The sequence below is a fragment of the Hansschlegelia sp. genome (genome assembly GCF_035538955.1).
Taxonomy (GTDB): domain Bacteria; phylum Pseudomonadota; class Alphaproteobacteria; order Rhizobiales; family Methylopilaceae; genus Methylopila.
On the sequence record NZ_DATLJK010000008.1, the window covers coordinates 188,735 to 207,437 of the forward strand.

General features: G+C 72.0%; 12 protein-coding genes. 9 read left to right on the top strand and 3 right to left on the bottom strand.

What is annotated here, in order from left to right:
* Positions 1-304 precede the first annotated feature (304 nt).
* From VM780_RS04135 to VM780_RS04175, 9 genes are all read left to right on the top strand, one after another.
* Positions 305-700, top strand: a complete 396-nt coding sequence (locus VM780_RS04135; protein WP_325445412.1) for a hypothetical protein — start codon at positions 305-307, stop codon at positions 698-700.
* A gap of 203 nt (positions 701-903) precedes the next feature.
* Positions 904-2,310, top strand: a complete 1,407-nt coding sequence (gene ahcY / locus VM780_RS04140; RefSeq protein WP_325445414.1) for an adenosylhomocysteinase — start codon at positions 904-906, stop codon at positions 2,308-2,310.
* 165 nt (positions 2,311-2,475) lie between these two features.
* Complete coding sequence (locus VM780_RS04145) at positions 2,476-4,911, top strand: PAS-domain containing protein (RefSeq protein ID WP_325445416.1); 2,436 nt, start codon at positions 2,476-2,478, stop codon at positions 4,909-4,911.
* Positions 4,908-6,470, top strand: coding sequence for a tRNA (adenosine(37)-N6)-threonylcarbamoyltransferase complex ATPase subunit type 1 TsaE (gene tsaE, locus VM780_RS04150; protein WP_325445418.1), 1,563 nt, complete (start codon positions 4,908-4,910; stop codon positions 6,468-6,470). The genes VM780_RS04145 and tsaE overlap by 4 nt, the downstream gene beginning before the upstream one ends.
* 17 nt (positions 6,471-6,487) lie before the next feature.
* On the top strand, positions 6,488-7,186 hold the full coding sequence (locus tag VM780_RS04155; protein WP_325445580.1) for a nucleotidyltransferase family protein: 699 nt from the start codon (positions 6,488-6,490) through the stop codon (positions 7,184-7,186).
* 44 nt (positions 7,187-7,230) lie between these two features.
* Entirely contained in the window at positions 7,231-10,311 is a 3,081-nt protein-coding gene (gene addB, locus VM780_RS04160; RefSeq protein WP_325445421.1) for a double-strand break repair protein AddB, read from the top strand.
* Complete coding sequence (addA, locus tag VM780_RS04165; protein WP_325445423.1) at positions 10,308-13,739, top strand: double-strand break repair helicase AddA; 3,432 nt, start codon at positions 10,308-10,310, stop codon at positions 13,737-13,739. The genes addB and addA overlap by 4 nt, the downstream gene beginning before the upstream one ends.
* Positions 13,740-13,876: 137 nt before the next feature.
* The gene (trxA, locus tag VM780_RS04170) at positions 13,877-14,197 is read left to right on the top strand and encodes a thioredoxin (RefSeq protein ID WP_325445425.1); all 321 of its coding nucleotides are present in this window, start codon (positions 13,877-13,879) and stop codon (positions 14,195-14,197) included.
* A gap of 103 nt (positions 14,198-14,300) precedes the next feature.
* Positions 14,301-15,398, top strand: a complete 1,098-nt coding sequence (locus VM780_RS04175) for a hypothetical protein (protein ID WP_325445427.1) — start codon at positions 14,301-14,303, stop codon at positions 15,396-15,398.
* 21 nt (positions 15,399-15,419) lie between these two features.
* Here VM780_RS04175 and VM780_RS04180 read toward each other — a convergent pair whose 3' ends face one another.
* Genes VM780_RS04180 through trpA form a run of 3 tightly spaced genes read right to left on the bottom strand, consistent with a single transcriptional unit; the run spans position 15,420 to position 18,546 of the window.
* Positions 15,420-16,769 carry a folylpolyglutamate synthase/dihydrofolate synthase family protein gene (locus VM780_RS04180; RefSeq protein ID WP_325445429.1) on the bottom strand — a complete coding sequence of 450 codons (1,350 nt, stop codon included), beginning with the start codon at positions 16,767-16,769 and terminating at the stop codon, positions 15,420-15,422.
* Complete coding sequence (gene accD / locus VM780_RS04185; RefSeq protein WP_325445431.1) at positions 16,766-17,680, bottom strand: acetyl-CoA carboxylase, carboxyltransferase subunit beta; 915 nt, start codon at positions 17,678-17,680, stop codon at positions 16,766-16,768. The genes VM780_RS04180 and accD overlap by 4 nt, the downstream gene beginning before the upstream one ends.
* A gap of 32 nt (positions 17,681-17,712) precedes the next feature.
* Entirely contained in the window at positions 17,713-18,546 is an 834-nt protein-coding gene (gene trpA / locus VM780_RS04190) for a tryptophan synthase subunit alpha (RefSeq protein ID WP_325445433.1), read from the bottom strand.
* Between the last annotated feature and the right edge of the window lie 157 nt (positions 18,547-18,703).

Here is an 18,703-nt window from a genome sequence, read left to right on the forward strand (position 1 = left end):
GCGCCTTCGGGGCGTGAAATACGCCTCGCGCATCACATGGGTATGCGAAGGCGAAATGTCATCGTGCAGATCCGCCGACCCACGGCGGCCCGGCTTTCGCCACAGTGCGGCCCAAATGCCACGGGTGCGACGAACCGCCTCGGCCCGGCATTTCGTGCTCGGCTCCGCGGCGAGGATCACCTATCGGTTGTGTATGAGCATGGCTCGGCGGATTCGCCGTTCTCACCGGGTTTTGATCTGCGTCGCTGCGGCGGGTTTCGCTGCGGCCGCCCACGCGGGACCTGCGCCCGCGCCGTTCCCGGCCATGCCTGCCGCGCCTACGGCGCTCGCCGGCGACTTTCGCGCCGCGCTGCTGACCATCCGGGTCGGCGAACTCGACACGTCAGGCTTCGAGACGCCTGCCTCCAATCCGAGCCTCCAGCCGGAAGTCGTCGCCGCCGCCGTCCGCGCGGACAAGGAGCGTCTGTCCCGGCCGCCGCTTGAGGCGGACGCCGCTGCGACGCCTGCCGCCAGCGGCCCCGTGGACCGCCGCGTCGCCCTGGCGTTCGTGGATTTCGGGGCGGCCGACGCGAACGCCCTCGCCTATGGGGCGAACGGCTTCGTGACCGCCTCGATGCGCGCCGCCGTGGTGCGCACCGCCGAGCAGCGCGCCCTGGTCGCCTTCCCGACGCTCCTCGCCTACGCCGCTCCCGGCGAGTGACCCGCGGGCGCCGCCCGCTCACCTCCTCTCCCCGCTCAACGTCTCCGGAACGTCGGACGCGCGCGTCCGTTTGCCCGTCCGACGCGACATAAAGACTTCTTTATGTCTTTATTGAACCCTGTCCGGCGACGTGCTACGGACGGCGGCGAACGTGAGCGCCCGCGCGCGCTGACGCGCGCCTCCTAGATGCAAGGATCCCCCGCATGAGCCAGCCCGATTACGTCGTCAAAGACATCTCTCTCGCTGATTGGGGTCGCAAGGAGCTGGCGATCGCCGAGACCGAGATGCCGGGCCTGATGGCTTGCCGCAAGGAGTTCGGACCGTCGCAGCCGCTCAAGGGCGCCCGGATCGCCGGCTCGCTGCACATGACCATCCAGACCGCGATGCTGATCGAGACGCTCAAGGCGCTCGGCGCCGACGTCCGTTGGGCGTCGTGCAACATCTATTCGACGCAGGACCACGCCGCCGCCGCGATCGCGGCCTCCGGCACCCCGGTGTTCGCCGTCAAGGGCGAGACGCTCGAGGAGTACTGGGAGTACACCCACCGCATCTTCGAGTGGGCCGACGGCGGCACCCCGAACATGATCCTGGACGATGGCGGCGACGCCACGCTCCTGCTCCACCTCGGCAAGCGCGCCGAGGGCGGCGACGTCGCCTTCCTGGAAGGCGCGACCAATGAGGAGGAGGAGATCCTCTTCGCCGCGATCAAGAAGCGCCTGAAGTCTTCGCCGGGCTGGTACACGAAGAACGCCGACGCCATTAAGGGCGTGACCGAGGAGACCACCACCGGCGTCCACCGGCTCTACGAGTTCGCCAAGAAGGGCGAGCTGCTGTTCCCGGCGATCAACGTCAACGACTCGGTCACCAAGTCGAAGTTCGACAACCTCTACGGCTGCCGTGAGTCGCTGGTCGACGCGATCCGCCGCGGCACCGACGTCATGATGTCCGGCAAGGTCGCGATGGTCGCGGGCTTCGGCGACGTCGGCAAGGGCTCCGCCGCCTCGCTGCGCCAGGCCGGCTGCCGCGTGATGGTGTCCGAGGTCGACCCGATCTGCGCGCTGCAGGCGGCGATGGAGGGCTACGAGGTCGTCACCATGGAAGAGGCGACCAAGCGCGCGGACATCTTCGTCACCGCGACCGGCAATGTCGACGTCATCACCGTCGACCACATGCGCGCCATGAAGGACCGGGCGATCGTCTGCAACATCGGCCACTTCGACAGCGAGATTCAGATCGGCGCGCTGAAGAACTTCAAGTGGGACAACATCAAGCCGCAGGTCGACGAGGTCGAGTTCCCTGACGGCAAGCGCATCATCGTGCTGTCCGAGGGCCGCCTGGTGAATCTCGGCAACGCGACCGGCCACCCGTCCTTCGTGATGTCCGCGTCGTTCACCAACCAGACGCTCGCGCAGATCGAGCTCTGGGCGAACAACAAGGACGGCAAGTACGGCAAGCAGGTCTACGTGCTGCCCAAGACCCTCGACGAGAAGGTCGCCGCGCTCCACCTGGAGAAGATCGGCGTCAAGCTCTCGAAGCTGTCCGACAAGCAGTCGAAATATATCGGCGTGCCGCAGGCCGGGCCGTTCAAGCCCGAGACCTACCGGTACTGAGGCGCCACGGGCGGCGTTTTTCGCTGTCCGTTCCCGTTCCGGACTCTTGGGGCGGGGCCTTGGCCTCGGCTAACTTCAGGATGATTCGGGACGGGCGCCCTCGGGGGCGAGGCGCCTGAAGGCGGGAGCCAGAAGCTCTCCCGTCGTCGTCGGGGGCTTCGCCACATGTCCGAACGGCCACGCGCCGCTCTTCCGACGGCCGCAGCAGCAGCCGTCGGCGCTCTGATTCCAGGCCCGGCGCAAGCCGCGGCGCTCGGCGCGCCGGAGACGGCCGCGCTCGCGCTGTTCGCCGGCTCCGTGCTCGCCGCAGTGGTGAGCTCCGTGCTGCTGGTCCGCGCTCGCCGGCGGATCGCAGAGACGCGCGCCGCCGCCGAGGCGACCATCGGCGGCCTGCGCGCCCGCCTCGACCTCGCCGAAGTGCTCGCCGCCGCCGACGTCCAGGCGATCGTGATCTGGCGCGCCGGCGCGCAGGATCCGGAGATCGTCGGCGACGCTTCGCGTCTGCCGGGCGCCCCGACCGGAACCCGGCTGCTCGCCTTCGGAACCTGGCTCGACGCCTCTTCGGCCCGGCTCATCGAGGCCGGCGTGGAGGCCTTGCGCCGTCGCGGGGAGCCGCTCCGCCTGATGCTGCGCACGCTGAGGGGCGCGCATATCGAGGCAGACGGCCGCGCGATCGGCTCGGCCGTGATGCTGCGGCTGCGCGACGTCACGGGCGAGCGGCTGGCGCGCGCCGAGACCGACGCTCGAAACGCCGAGCTGCAGGCCTCGCTTGGCCGCTTCACGGCGCTCGCCGAGGCGTTGGTGCACCCGGTGTGGCTGCGTGACCAGAATGGCCGGCTGATCTACGCCAACGAGGCCTATGGCCGGGCCGTCGAGGCGTCCGACGGCCGCAGCGCGGTCGAGCGCGGCGCCGAGTTCCTCGACCAGGGCGAGCGGGCGGCGGCGCGCCGCGCCAACGACGCCGGCCACGTCTTCCGAAAACGCGCCCCGGCTGTGTTCGCGGGCGCGCGGCGCATCTTCGACGTGGTCGAGGCGCCGGCCGCGTTCGGCTCAGCCGCGATCGCGACCGACGTGTCGGAGCTCGAGGATGTGCGCGCCGATCTCTCCCGCCAGATGGACGCTCACCGCCGCACGCTCGACGAACTCACCACCGCGGTCGCGATCTTCGGGTCGGATGGCGCTCTGGTGTTCCACAACCAGGCCTACCGCCAGCTCTGGTCGCTCGACCCGGCCTTCCTGGAGACGTCTCCGAGCGACGCCGTGATCCTCGACCGGCTGCGGGCGGACCGCAAACTGCCCGAGCAGGCGGACTTCCGCACCTGGAAGGCGCAGCTTCACGAGGCCTACCGGGCGATCGAGGCGCGCGAGCACTGGTGGCACCTGCCGGACGGCCGCACGCTTCGCGTGGTGGCGGCGCCCAATCCGCGTGGCGGCGTCACCTATCTGTTCGATGACGTCACCGAGCGGCTGGCGCTCGAAAGCCGGTTCAACGCGCTTTCGAAGGTGCAGCGCGAGACCATCGACCATCTGCAGGAAGCGGTCGCGGTGTTCGGCTCGGACGGACGGCTGCGGCTGCACAACCCGGCGTTTCAGGCGCTGTGGGACCTGACGGAAGAAGAACTCGCCGAACGGCCGCACGCCGACCAGATCCTGACGGCCTGCGGCGCCCGCCACGCCGACGCCGAGCTCTGGCGCCGGCTCAAGATGGCGATGACCGCGATGCCGGACGAGCGCCAGCCGCTGACGGCGCGCATCGATCGCGCCGAGGGCGCGGTGATCGACGTCGTGACGCTCCCGCTGCCGGACGGCGGCACGCTCGCCACCTTCACCGACGTGACGGCGCGGGTGAACGTCGAGCGCGCGCTGCGCGATCGGGCGGAGGCGGTCGAGGCCGCGGCCCGCCTCAAGGCGGACTTCACCAGCCACGTCTCCTACGAGCTGCGGTCGCCGCTCACCAACATCATCGGTTTCGGGCAGTTGCTCGGCGACCCGCGGCTCGGCGCGCTCAGCCCCAAGCAGCGCGAATATGTCGACCACATTCTGTCGTCCTCCTCGGCGCTGCTGGCGATCATCAACGACATCCTCGACCTCACCACGATCGACGCTGGCGCGATGGAGCTGGAACTCGGCCCCGTCAGCGCCCGCGAGGCGATCGACGGCGCGGTCGAGGGCGTGCGCGACCGGCTGGCGGAGGCCGGTCTCGGGCTAGAGATCGACGCGCCGCCGAGCGTCGGAACCTTCGTGGCGGACGGCAAGCGCGTCCGCCAGATCCTGTTCAACCTGCTCGCCAACGCGATCGGATTCTCGAAGCCCGGACACGCCATCAGGGTGAGCGCCGAGCGCACGCAGGACGCGATGATCTTCAGGGTCGCCGACAAGGGCAGCGGCATCTCGCCGGAGCTCGCCGACAAGGTGTTCGACCGGTTTGAAAGCCGCACGGCGGGCGCGGCCCACCGCGGCGTCGGGCTCGGCCTTTCGATCGTGCGCTCCTTCGTGGAGCTGCACGGCGGATCGGTTTCGCTGGACTCCAGGATCGGAGAAGGCACGGTGGTGACCTGTCGCTTCCCGCTTCGCGCCATGAACTCCGAGGCCGCCGAATGAGAGGTCCCGCCGCGCGCACCAAGACCGCCCTTCAGCCCGAGACCCTCGGCGAGGCGCGCTGGGATGTCGCGCTCGCCGACGAGGCGGCCACCGCCGCGCTCGCCGCGGTCGTCGCCCGGGCTCTCAGGCCGGGCGACCTGATGACGCTTTCGGGCGAGCTCGGCGCCGGCAAGACCACCTTCGCGCGGGCGCTGGTGCGGGCACGCGCCGGCGATCCCGAGCTCGAGGCTCCGAGTCCGACCTTCACGCTGCTGCAGATTTACGATCTGCCGCGTGGCGTTATCGTGCACGCCGATCTGTATCGGCTGTCCGGCCCCGAGGAGCTCGACGAGCTCGGCTGGGAGGAGGCCGGCGAGGACGCGATCGTGCTGGTCGAGTGGCCCGACAGGCTGGGCGCCGAGCCGCCGCCCGACAGGCTCGATCTCGAGCTCGACCTCGGCCCTGATCCGAATGCGCGCCGGGCGCGGCTGACCGGCCGCGGCAGCTTCGCGCCGCGGCTGGCGCGGCTGCGCGACAGCCAGAAATTTCTCGAAAGCGCCGGCTGGGCCCCCGCCGCGCACGACCACATCCAGGGCGACGCCTCGAGCCGGCTCTATGAGCGCCTGACGCTCGACGGCCGCACGGCCATCCTGATGGACTCGCCGCCCCGCGCGCCGGGGCCGATCGTCCGCGACGGCAAGACTTATGCGCAGCTCGCCAAGCTCGCGACCGACGTGCGGCCCTTCGTGGCGGTGGCGAACGGCCTGAGGGCGCTCGGCTACGCCGCGCCGGAGATCTACGCCTCGGACATCAAGACCGGGTTCCTGCTGGTCGAGGACCTCGGCGTCGAGCCGGTGGTGGCGCTCGATTCGCCGATACCGGGCCGCTACGAGGCCGCCGTAGACCTGCTCGCCGACCTGCACTGCCGGCCGCTGCCGACGGAGCTGCCGGTCGGCAAGGAGCTCTACCGGCCGCCCTTCTACGACCTGTCGGCCTTCCTCGCCGAGAGCGACCTGCTGAACGAGTGGTATCTGCCGCATGTCGCGGGCTTCGCGCCGGAGCCGGAGGCCCGGCAGGCGTTCCGCGAACTCTGGGCTGCGGCTTTGCAGCCGGTGCTTTCGGAGCCGCTGACCTGGACGCTGCGCGACTACCACTCGCCGAACCTGACCTGGCGGCCGGACCGCGAGGGCCTGAGGCGCCTTGGCCTGCTCGACTTCCAGGACATGGTGCTGGGGCCGCCGGCCTATGACGTGGTCTCGCTGCTGCAGGACGCGCGCGTCGACATGCCCGAGCAGCTCGAGATGACGCTCGCCGCCCGCTATCTGGCAGGCCGTCGCGCCGCCGATCCGGCTTTCGAGCCGCGCCAATTCGCCCGCGCCTACGCCACGATGGGAGCGCAGCGCGCGACCAAGATTCTCGGCATCTTCGTCCGCCTCGCCAAGCGCGACGGCAAGCCCGGCTATCTGAAGAACCTGCCGCGCGTGCGCCGGGCGCTGGCGACGAACCTCGCGCATCCCGACCTCGCCGAGCTCGCCGCCTGGTACCAGGCCCATCTGGGGGTCGCGGAGGACGCGGCGTGACCGGCGTCACGGACGCGATGGTGCTCGCCGCCGGGCTCGGCACGCGCATGCGGCCGATCACCGACACGCTGCCAAAACCGCTCGTCAGGGTCGGGGGCCGGACGCTGCTCGACCATGCGCTCGACGGCCTGGCGCGCGCCGGCGTCGAGCGCGCGGTGGTCAACGTCCATCACCACGCCGGGCAGGTCGAGGCCCATCTCGCCGCCCGCCGGGCGCCGAAAATCGCGATCTCGGACGAGCGCGCGCGGCTGCTCGATTCCGGCGGCGGAGTCGTGAAGGCGCTGCCGCTGCTCCACGGCGAGGCGTTTCTGATCCTCAACGCCGACACCTTCTGGGTCGACGGCGCGAGCTCGAACCTGAAGCGCCTGATGGCGCAGTGGGACCCCGCCGAGATGGACGCGCTGCTACTGGTGGCGGCGCTTACCGGCAGCGTCGGGTTCGACGGCGCGGGCGATTTCAGCTTCGCCTCCGACGGTCGGCTCAAGCGGCGGCCGGAGCGGCAGGTGGCGCCCTTCGTCTATGCGGGCGCGGCCGTGATGCCGCGCTCGGCCTTCGCGGACGCGCCCGACGGGCCGTTCTCGCTGAACCGGCTTTGGGACGCGGCGATCGCGCGCGACCGGCTGTTCGGGCTGCGGCTCGACGGGCTGTGGCTGCATGTCGGCACGCCGGAGGCGATCACCGAGGCCGAGCAGGCGATCGCGCTCTCGGCCGCCTGAGCTTCCCCTGACCCGCTGCGGCTGGGCGCGCTATTCTGCGCCCAATGGCCGATTCTCGCGATCCAAACGTCCGCACGATCCCGGCCGGCGCGGCGTTCCTGCCGACGCTCGCGCGGGGCTTGCTCGACGGTGAGCTGATTCCCGGTTTCGCGCCGCGGAACGACCCGATCGCGCTCGCCGGCGCGACGATCTTCCTGCCGAGCCGGCGCTCGGCGCGCGCGCTGCGCGACGCCTTCCTGGCCGAGCTCGACGGGCGCGCGACCCTGCTGCCGCGTATCGCGCCGCTTGGCGACGTGGACGAGGATCTCAGCCTCGCCGAGCCGCTCGACGCGCAAGAGGCCGAGCTGCCGCCGGCTGCCGCGCCGCTCGAGCGGCGGCTCGTGCTGGCGAAGCTGGTGCTGCGCTTCGCCGAGGCGCTCGACCGGTCGGTCCTGTCGCTAGCCGCGGATGACGGCCCGCTGATCCCCGCGACCGCCGCGGACGCCATCCACCTCGCGGGCGACGTCGAGACGTTGATTGACGCCGTCGAGACCGAGGAGATCGACCTCGCCGGCCTGTCGCAGCTGGTGCCCGGCGAGCATGACCGCTACTGGGCCATCACCCAGTCCTTCCTCCAGGTCGCGCTCGCCGCCTGGCCCGACCATGTCGGGGAGCGCGGGCGGCTCGACCCGAGCCGCAGGCGGCGGCTGCAGCTCGACGCCGCCGCGCGTCGCGTCGCCGACGGCGCGGCCCCGGTGATCGCAGCCGGCTCGACCGGCACCGCGCCCGCGACCCGTCGGCTGATCGCGTCGATCGCCCGCCACCCGCTGGGGGCGGTCGTGCTGCCCGGCCTCGACACCGACGGCCTCGACGAGGCCGGCTGGGCCACCCTGCTCTCCGGCGATGGGCCGGGACTCTACGGACACCCCCAGCGAGGCCTCGCGCGGCTCGTCGAGGCGCTCGGCCTCGCCCGGCGCGCGGTGCGGACGCTCGGCGCGGAGAAGCCTGCGCTTCGGGCCCGCGCGAGGCTCGTCGCCGATGCCCTGCGGCCGGCCGAGACCACTGATCTCTGGGCGAACAGCGGCCGGTCCGCGGCCGACACCGAGGCTGCGCTCGCGGGCGTCACGATCGTCGAGGCGCCGCATCTGCGCGGCGAGGCGGCGGCGATCGCGATCGCGCTGCGCGAGGCGCTGGCGGTCCCGGGCAAGACCGCCGCGCTGGTGACGCCCGACCGCGATCTCGCGGCGCGGGTCGCCGGCGAGCTTGAACGCTGGGGCGTCACGATCGACGACAGCGCGGGGGCGGCGCTCGCCTGCACGCCCGCTGGCGCGCTGCTCCGGCTCGCGGCCGAGACCGCCCTCGACCCCCGGCCAGAGGCGATCCTGACGCTGCTGCGCGCCCCCGCCTCCCGGCTCGCCTCCGCCGCCGGCCTCGCGCCGCGCGCGCTCGACTTCCTCGACTCTTGCGTGCTGCGCGCGCCGCTGCCGGGCGCGGGCCTGGATGGTCTGCGGGCCGGCGTCGCGGCGCCATCCAACCCCCGCAGCGCCATCCCCGAGCGGTTCGGTTCCGCGGACAGGACAGAGGCCGCGGCGCTGGTGGAGCGGCTCGCGGCGGCGCTCGAGCCGCTGGCGTCGCTGGCGGCGGAGCGGGCCGTTCCGCTCGACGCGCTCGTCCGGGCGCTCGGCCACGCCTATGGAGCGCTATCGGAAGGCGCCGAAAGCGAGGACCACGCGGCTGTCGCGGGCTTCCTCGAAGAGCTTGCCGACGCCGCGGCCGCGGCTGACCCGCTCGCGCCCGGGGCTTTTCCGGGCGTGCTCGACGCGCTGATGGCGGGACGCGTCGTGCGCCCTCCCCGGGACCGGCATCCGCGGCTGCGCATCCTAGGACCGCTCGAAGCCCGCCTGCTGCGCTTCGACCGCGTGGTGCTCGGCGGCCTGAATGAGGGCGTGTGGCCGCCGGTGCCGCAGGCGGACCCGTGGATCAACCGGCCGTTGCGCGCGCTGCTCGGCCTGGCGCCTCCGGAGCGCCGCATCGGCCTTTCGGCTCACGATTTCTCGCAAGGCCTCGGCGCCGAGGAGGTCGTGCTCACCCGCGCCGCCAAGGTCGGCGGCGCGCCGACGATTCCCTCGCGCTGGCTGCAGCGCATCGCCGCGGTGGCGGCCGGCCCGGCCCATCAGGCGGCGCTCGAACGCGGGCGCCGGCTGGTCACGCTCGCGGAACAGCTTGGCCACGCGGAGCGCGAGCCCGCGCCGCGGCCGCCCGAGCCGCGGCCGCCGCTCGAGCTCAGGCCGAGCCGCATGAGCGTCACCTCGGTGGAGACCTGGCTGCGCGACCCTTATGCGATTTACGCCCGCTACATCCTCGATCTTGAGGAGCTCGGCGCCGTCGGACCGGAGCCGAACGCGGCCGATCTCGGCAACGCGATCCACGGCGCGCTGGAGCGCTTCGCCAAGGCCGGCGTCGCGCTCAACGCGGCCGACGCCCGCGAAAGGCTGCTGGCCTTCGGGCGCGAGGCCTTCGGAGCGCTCCTCGAGCGGGAGGACGCCAGAACGCTGTGGTGGCCGCGCTTCGAGCGGATCGCCGACTGGACGCTCGCCTTCCACCGCGGCCGGGCCGAGAGGGTCGAGACGTCCCATGTCGAGAAACGCGGCGAGATCCACTTCGAGACCGTCGCCGGCCGGAGCTTCAGGCTGAGCGCCCGGGCGGACCACATCGACGCGCTGACGGACGGCACGTTCGCCTTCCTCGACTACAAGACCGGCGCGGTCCCGGGCCTGAAGCAGGCGCTCGCGGGCTTCGCGCCGCAGCTGCCGCTGGAGGGCGCGATCCTTCAGGAAGGCGGCTTCGCGGACGCCGCCGCCAAGGGCGCGACGGTGAGCGAGCTCGCCTTCGTGAAGCTGATCGGCCGCGACCCTGCCGGCGAGCTGGTGGAGATCCGCGGCGAGACCGAGGCGCCCGACGAGATCGCCGCCACGGCGCTCGAGCGCTTCCGTCAGGTGGTGGACCGCTTCGAGAACCCGGACGAGCCCTATCGCTCGCTGTCGCATCCCAAGTTCCTCGCCCGGCCGGAAGGGCCTTACGGCCACCTCGCCCGCGTGAAGGAATGGTCCGCGACCGGCGGCGCCTCGGAGGGCTACGGCGAATGAGCGGTCCGAGCGCCGAAACCCTGACCCGGCAGGCCGCGGCCTCGGATCCGCGCAGGTCCGCCTGGGTCTCGGCCAACGCCGGCTCGGGCAAGACCTACGTGCTGGTGCAGCGTGTCGTCCGGCTGCTGCTCGCCGGCGCGGAGCCGTCGCGCATCCTGTGCCTGACCTTCACCAAGGCGGCGGCGGCCAACATGCAGAACCGCGTGGTCGAGCGGCTGCGCGGCTGGGCGACCGCCTCCGACGCCGCGCTCGCGGCGGAGATCGGCGCGCTCGAGGGCCAGCCGCCGGACGCGGCGCGCCTCGCCCTCGCCCGCAAGCTGTTCGCGCGCGCGCTCGAAACCCCCGGCGGCCTCAAGATCTACACGATCCACGCCTTCTGCGGCCGGCTGCTGCACCAGTTCCCGTTCGAGGCGAACGTGCCGGCCGGCTTCGCGGAGCTCGACGACCGCGATCAGGCCGAGCTGATGGCGGAGGCGCGCGCGCAGGTGCTGGGCCAGGCCGCGCGGCGGCCGGACGGACCGGTCGGGCGGGCGCTCAGCTACCTGGTGGCCCGGTTCGGGGAGCAGACGATCGACGACGCGCTGTCCGACGCCGTGGCGGAGCGGGACGTGATCCGCAAGCTGTTCACCGGCCCCGGCGGCGTCGGAGACGCTGCGGGCGCGGCGCGCGAGCTGCGGTCGATGTTCTCGCTGGGGCCCGCGGACACCGAGGCGGCGCTTGAGGCCGCCATCCTCGGCGACGGCATAGCGGCCTCGGAATGGCCGGCGCTCGCGGCGGAGCTCGCGACCGGCTCCAAAACCGACTGCGACCTCGCCGCAGCCTTCTCGGCAGCCTCGGCCGCGCGCGACGAGGCGGGCCGCCGCGCGGCCTATCTCTGCGTGTTCACGACCTCGTCCGGCGGCGTGCGCGCCCAGAGCCGCTTCGTCACCGCCGCGACCCGCAAGGCGCGGCCGACGCTCGCCGCCGCGCTCGACGCCGAGATGGCGCGGCTCGCAAGCCTGCTACCGCGGCTCAAGGCGGCTGCGATCGTCGAGCGGACGCACGCGCTGTTGACGCTGGCGGACGCCGCGATCGAAGCCTATGGCCGCGCCAAGGCCGCACGGGGCCTGCTCGACTATGACGACCTGATCTCGCGCGCCCGCGCCCTGCTCTCCCGCACGGACGCCGCCTGGGTTCTGTTCAAGCTCGACGGCGGGCTCGACCACATCCTGGTCGACGAGGCGCAGGACACGTCGCCCGCGCAGTGGGACATCGTGCAGCGCCTGACCGAGGATTTCCTCGCTGGCGCGAGCGCGCGTCCGTCGCACCGCACGGTGTTCGCAGTGGGCGACGAGAAGCAGTCGATCTTCGGCTTCCAGGGCGCCGAGCCCGCGGCCTTCGGCTCCACCCGTCGCGCCTATCAGGCGGCGCACCAGACGGTCGAGAAGGCGTTCGAGGACGTCCGGCTGCAGGAGAGCTTCCGCTCGACGGCCGCCGTGCTGAAAGGCGTCGACGCCGTGTTCGCGCGCCCTGCCGCGCATCAGGGCCTGTCCACCGACGAGGCCGTCGGCACGGTGCACTTCACGACGCGGCTGAACGCGCCGGGTTCGGTGGAGGCCTGGCCGATCGTCACCGCAGAGAAGGCCGTGTTCGCCGAGGAGGCGTGGGACGCGCCCTTCGACCGGGTGAACCCGCAAAGCGCCGTGGTGCGGCTCGCGCAGAAGATCGCGGAGGAGATCGCGCGCGCCCACCGCGAGGACGGGACGCCCTTCGGGGAGATTCTCATCCTCGTCCGCCAGCGCAAAGCGCTGTTCGAGGCGATCCTGCGCGCGCTCAAGGCGCGCGGCGTTCCGGTCGCGGGCGCGGACCGGCTGATCGTCGGCGAGCACATCGCGGTGATGGACCTGCTTGCACTCGGCGACGCGCTGGTCACGCCGGACGACGATCTCGCGCTCGCCTGCGCGCTCAAAAGCCCGCTGTTCGGGCTCGACGACAGCGACCTGCTCGAGGTCGCGCCGCGTCGGCCGGGGCGGCTGCTGGAGGCGTTGCGCGACGGGCCGGCGCGCGCGAGGGCGGCCTACGAAGCCTATCGCGCCTATGAGGCCGAGGCGCGGACGAGGACGCCGTTTGGCTTCTTCTCCCATCTGCTGTCGAGCGCAGGCGCGCGGCGCGCCTATCGGGCGCGGCTCGGCCATGAGGTCGATGATCCGCTAGACGCCTTTCTGGACCTCGCCGCCGAGTTCGGCCGTTCGCATCCCCCGACGCTCGCGGGCTTCCTGCGCTGGATGCGGGCGGCTCCGGCCGAGATCAAGCGCGACCTCGACGTCTCGTCGGGCGAGGTGCGGGTGATGACCGTGCACGGCGCCAAGGGGCTCGAGGCGGGGCTGGTGATCCTCGCCGACACGTGCGGCGGCGCCTCCGCCGGGCGCGGCTCCCCGCTCATCATGCTGCCGCGCCCGCATGCGGGCCGGGACGCGCCGGAGATCCCCGTATGGGCCGGCCGCAAGGACGACGATCCTCCGGCGCTCGCTTCCGCCCGCGCGGTCGTGGCCGCCCGCGCCGAGGCCGAGCACCGGCGGCTGCTCTATGTCGCGATGACGCGCGCCAAGGACCGGCTGATCGTCTGCGGCCACGAGACGTCGCGCAAACGCCCAGACGGCGCCTGGTACGACCTGGTCTGCGACGGCCTCGCCGGGGCGGACGATGTCGAGCGGCTCGACGCCGGGGATGGCGCCGTGCTGCTGCGCCTGAAATCCGGCGAGGAGAGCGCGGCGGCTCTGGCTCCGGCGGCGGAGCGCGCGGCGCCCGAGCCCGCCCCCGCCTGGCTCGCCGAAGCGGCGCCGTATGAGGCGGCGCCGGGACCGCCGCTGTCGCCCTCCGCGCTGGTCGCGGACGACAGCGAGTCGCCGGCCTTCGTTCCGGGCCCGAGCGCGGACGCCGCCCGACTGCGCGGCGTCCTGCTCCATCGTCTGCTCAAGGCGCTGCCGGACGTCGATCCCGAGCGCCGGCCGGAGGTCGCGGCCCGCATCGTCGCGACGGCGGCGGGCGTTCTTGAAGACGAAACGCGCGACGAAATCGTCCGCGCGGCGCTTGCGGTGCTGGCCGACGCCGCTTTCGCGGAGGTGTTCGCCCCCGGCGGGCGCGGCGAGGTCCCGGTGGTGGGCCGCCTGTCTGACGGACGGCCGGTCTCGGGTCGGATCGACCGGCTTTCGGTCAGCGAGGAGCGGGTGCTGGTGGTCGACTACAAGACGGACCGGGCGCCGCCTGCGCCCGACGCGCCCCTGCCCGCGTCCTACGCGGCGCAGCTCGGCGCCTATGCCGAATTGCTGCGCCAGATCTGGCCGGACCGGCCGGTGCAGGCAGCGATTCTGTGGACCGCGGCGCCCCGACTCGACCTGCTGCCGGAGCCCGAAACGGCCCCGGCGCAGCTCAGCCTCTCGCTCGGCTGAGCGTCTCAGGTCTGCGCCTGCCGCGGCGCAGCCGCGAAGGCCCCTTGCTTGACGCTCACGGGGGGCCTCCATACCTTCCGCTGCGAAACAGAGAGGCCGCCGCGCATTTTGGCCGCTCTCACACAGAGGTGCTTTTCATGGCCACCGGCAAGATCTCCGACGCCACCTTCGAGCAAGAGGTGCTGAAGTCGGCCGAACCCGTCGTCGTCGATTTCTGGGCGGAGTGGTGCGGCCCGTGCCGCGCGATCGCGCCGGCGCTCGAGGAAATCTCGAATGAGATGGCCGGCAAGGTGAAGATCGTGAAGCTCAACGTCGACGAGAACCCTGAGACGGCGAGCCGTTTCGGCATCTCGGCGATCCCGATGCTGATGATGTTCAAGGGCGGCCAGCACGTCGCCACCCAGCGCGGCGCGGCGCCGAAGTCCAAGCTCGTCAGCTGGATCGAGACCTCCGTCTGATCGAGGTCGCGCCGCTGCGACCGACCCGACTGCAGAAAGCTCTCTGGCCCTGGCCGGAGAGCTTTTTCGTTGCGCGCGCAGCCGCGCCAGGAGCCTGCCGCGGATGATGGTTCTGCATGTCGGGCCGCATAAGACCGCGACCACCTATCTGCAAACCAACTTCCACGCGCAGCGGAGCGCCCTGCGCAGGCGCGGCTGGCTCTACCCGGCCACCGGCGAGCGCGTGGGCGTCGCGCATCACGACATTTCGGACCACCGCGAGCACCTGATCGCCGGCGAAGGCTCGGCCCGCGCCGATCTGGTCCGCATCGTCAAAGCCTCCCGCAAGGGCTTCGACGTCCTGCTGTCCTCGGAAGGCTTTCGGCGCTGGCGTCCGCAGCACTACGAGGCGCTGCGGGAGATTGCGCGGCCCCACGAGCTCCGCCTCGTCTATGCGCTGCGCGATCCGATGAGCGTGATGTATTCGCTCTGGGCCCAGGCGGTGAAACTCGGCGCCACCGAGGATCTGCCGAGCTGGGTCGAGCGCCACCGGCGGAAGAACGAGCGGTCGCGAATCCTCAATCCGCTGATCGAGATCGAGCCGATGATGCGGCGCGGTCTGCCCTACAGCTTCCTGCTCTATGACGAGATCGCCCGGCGCCGGCTCGATATCTTCTCGGTGTTCTGCGAGGAGATTCTCGGCGTCTCGGGACTGAAGCCGCTCAAAGACGCCGACGCCAACCAGCGGCTGCCGATCGAGATGACCGAGTTCATCCGCCTGCTGTCGGCGCGAAGCCCGCACATGGAAGGCGGCGAGACGCTGCATATCGGCGAGAGCGTCCGCTACCTGACGTCGGAGCAGGAGCGGCGCATGATCGTCGAGACGGTGCGGACAGAGGGCGCGGCCGCGCGCCGGACCCTGGAAATCTCCCGCCAGTCCGCCGGAACGCTGGCGCTCGAGGAGCGGCTGCTCGCCAAGCTTCGTCCGCAGATGCGGCCTCTCCCGCAGGGCGACCGGATCTTCAAGTCGGAGGCCGACAGCTGGACCTATTATGACGGCGCTGCGCTCGCGGCGACGCCGGCGGTGGCCGAACTGTTGGAGCTCGCCGCCCGGAGAATGGCGGCGGACACGTTCCGGCTGCGCATGGCGAACGGCGCCAAACGTCTGCTGCAGCATGGCCGGCGGCTGCGCAAGCGCGTGCTGCCGACACAGGCGATCTGAGGCCTCGGGACCGGCCGACGCTCAGGCCGGGGGCGTGCCGTTCGCAGCCAGCGCGTCGCCCGCGAGATAAAGCGAGCCGGTGATCAGCACACGCGGCGGAACCGGACCGGCGGCGCGCGCCGCCTTGGTCAGGGCCTGCTCGATTGAGACGCATGCCTCGGCCGCGAGGCCGGCGCGCTCGGCCGCCTCGACCACCTCTTCCGGCGGCAGGGCTGCGGCGGAGGAGCCGATCGGCACCGTGTAGACGCGGCCGGCGAGCCCGGCGAACGCCTCCAGAAAGCCGTCGGAATCCTTGGTGTTCAGCATGCCGACCACCAGCACGATCGGCTTCGGCGAGCGTTCGTCGAGCTCGGCGAGGGTGGAGGCTACGGCGCGACCGCCGTCGGGATTGTGGCCGCCGTCGAGCCAGAGCTCCGCGCCCTGCGGCAGGAGCTCGTGCAAGGCGCCCGCGGCGACGCGCTGCATGCGGGCGGGCCAGTTGACGGCGCCGAGCCCGGCCTCGATCGCCCCGGCGCCGACGCCGAGGCCCGGCAGGCCGCGCAGTGCGGCGATCGCGGCGCCGGCGTTTTCGATCTGGTGGCGGCCCACGAGCCGGGGCAGCGGCAGGTCGAGCAGCCCGTCGCCGTCCTCGAACACCAGCCGGCCGCGCTCTTCGCGGGCCTGCCAGTCCTGGCCGGAGATCGCGAGCGGCGATCCGACCCGCGCGGCCTCGCGCTCGATCGCGGCCAGCGACTCCGGTTCCTGCCGCGCGATCACCGCCGGCACCAGGCTCTTGAGGATGCCGGCCTTCTCGTGCGCGATCGCGCCGAGGGTGTCGCCGAGAAATTTCTGATGATCGAGGCTCACGGGCGTGATGATTCCGGCGAGCGCGTTGGTCACCACGTTGGTGGCGTCGTAGCGGCCGCCGAGCCCCACTTCCAGCAGCAGCACGTCCGCCGGATTGCGGGCGAACAGCAGGAACGCCGCAGCGGTGGTGATCTCGAACAGCGTGATCGGGCGCCCGTCATTGACTCGCTCGACCTCCTCGAAGGTCTCCGCCAGCCGGTCCTCGTCCACGAAGCCGCCGCCGCCCGGCGAACCGAGCCGGATGCGCTCGTGAAACCGCACCAGATGCGGCGATGTGTAGACGTGGACGCTCTTGCCGGCGGCCTCCAGCATCGCCCGAAGAAAGGCGGTGGTGGAGCCTTTGCCGTTCGTGCCGGCGATCTGGATCGCAGGCGGCAGCGAATCCTGCGGGCGGCCGAGCGCGGCCAGCAGCCCCTCGACGCGGCCGAGGGAGAGATCGATCTCCTTCGGGTGCAGCGCGAGGAAGCGCTCCAGATAGGCGTCGCTCGGTCCGAGGGACGCGGTCCGGGCTGGCAGCGCGCTCACGCGTGGGCGGCCGCCGCCTGGAGTTCGTCGGACCCTTGCTCGGCCGGAGCGAGCGCCGGCGACGGCGCCTTGGTCAGCAGCCGGCAGAGCCGGGCGAGCGTCGCCCGCATGTCCTTGCGGTGGACCACCATGTCGACCATGCCGTGGTCCCTGAGATATTCGGCGCGCTGGAAACCCTCCGGCAGCTTCTCGCGGATCGTCTGCTCGATGACCCGCGGACCAGCGAAGCCGATCAGCGCGCCGGGCTCGGCGATGTGGACGTCGCCCAGCATGGCGTAGGAGGCCGTGACGCCGCCGGTCGTCGGGTTGGTCAGCACCACGATGTAGGGGAGCCGCGCCTCGCGCAGCATCTCGACGCCGACGGTGGTGCGCGGCATCTGCATCAGGGACAGGATGCCCTCCTGCATGCGGGCGCCGCCGGAGGCTGCGAACAGGATCAACGGCGTGCCGCGCTCGACCGCGGTCTCGCAGCCGCGCACGATCGCCTCGCCGGCCGCCATGCCGAGCGAGCCGCCCATGAAGTCGAAATCCTGCACCACGACGGTGGCGGGCGCGCCCTCGATGGTCCCGACCGCGACCTTCACGGCGTCCGACATCCCGGTCTTGGCGCGGGCGTCCTTCAGGCGGTCGGCGTATTTCTTCTCGTCCCGGAAGCGCAGCGGATCGGCCGCGACGTCCGGCAGCCCGATGTCCTCGAACCCGGCGTCGAGGGTTGCGACGAGGCGACGCTTGGCGCCCATGCGCAAGTGGTAGCCGGAGCCCGGGATCACCCAGTCATTGGCCTCCACGTCCTTGTGGAACACGAGCTGCCCGGTCTCCGGACACTTGATCCAGAGGTTTTCGGGCGTGCTCTCGCGCCGCGTCCAGAGACTGTTGATCTTCGGACGGACGACATTGACCAGCCAGTTCATCGGCCTGGAAACTCCTTCGGCGCGGTCGTCGCTCACGCGGCGGCTCGGGCGCGGCGGATGCCGGCCGCCAGCGCGGCGACGAGATCGGTGACAGCCGGAACGGTCTTTTCCGTGGCGCGGCCCTGAGCGTCGAGGCTTGCGCGCACGGCGTCGACCAGCGCAGAGCCGACCACCACGCCGTCCGCTCCGGCGGCGATCGCTGCGGCGTGCTCGGGCGTCTTGACCCCGAAGCCGACCGCCACCGGCAGCGCGGTGTGACGCTTCAGCCGCGCGACGGCCCCGGCGACGAGGTTGAAGTCGGGCGTCGCCGCGCCGGTGACGCCGGCGATCGAGACGTAATAGACGAAGCCGGCCGTGTTCTTCAGCACCGCCGGCAGCCGCGCGTCGTCGGTCGTCGGCGTCGCCAGCCGGATAAAGGCGAGGCCCGCCTGCAGCGCCGGAAGGCAGAGCTCCTCGTCCTCCTCGGGCGGCAGGTCGACCACGATCAGCCCGTCCACGCCCGCCTCTCGCGCCTCGTGGAGGAAGCGCTGCACGCCATGCACATAGATCGGGTTGTAATAGCCCATCAGCACGATCGGCGTGCTGTCGTCCTGCTCCCGGAAGGCGCGCACCAGGTCTAGCGTCTTGGCCAGCGTCTCGCCGGCCGCGAGCGCCCTCAGCCCCGCCGCCTGAATCGCCGGCCCATCGGCCATCGGATCGGTGAACGGCATGCCGAGTTCGATCACATCCGCGCCCGCGCCCGGAAGCGCGCGCAGGATCTCGAGCGAGGTCTCATGGTCCGGGTCGCCCGCCGTGACGAAGGTCACCAGCGCCGCCCGGCCCTCGCGAGCCGTTAGCGCGAAACGCGCGTCGATGCGGGCGCTCATGCGCAACTCTCCCGAGGCCAAGCCCCCTCACCCGCCGCTGCGCGGCGACCTCTCCCCGCTGGGGAGAGGTGACGCACGGCGGCGGCCGCGATCATATTCGAATCCTGGGAGGACGTGGCGCGGGCCTTCACCTCTCCCCGGCGGGGAGAGGTCGCGA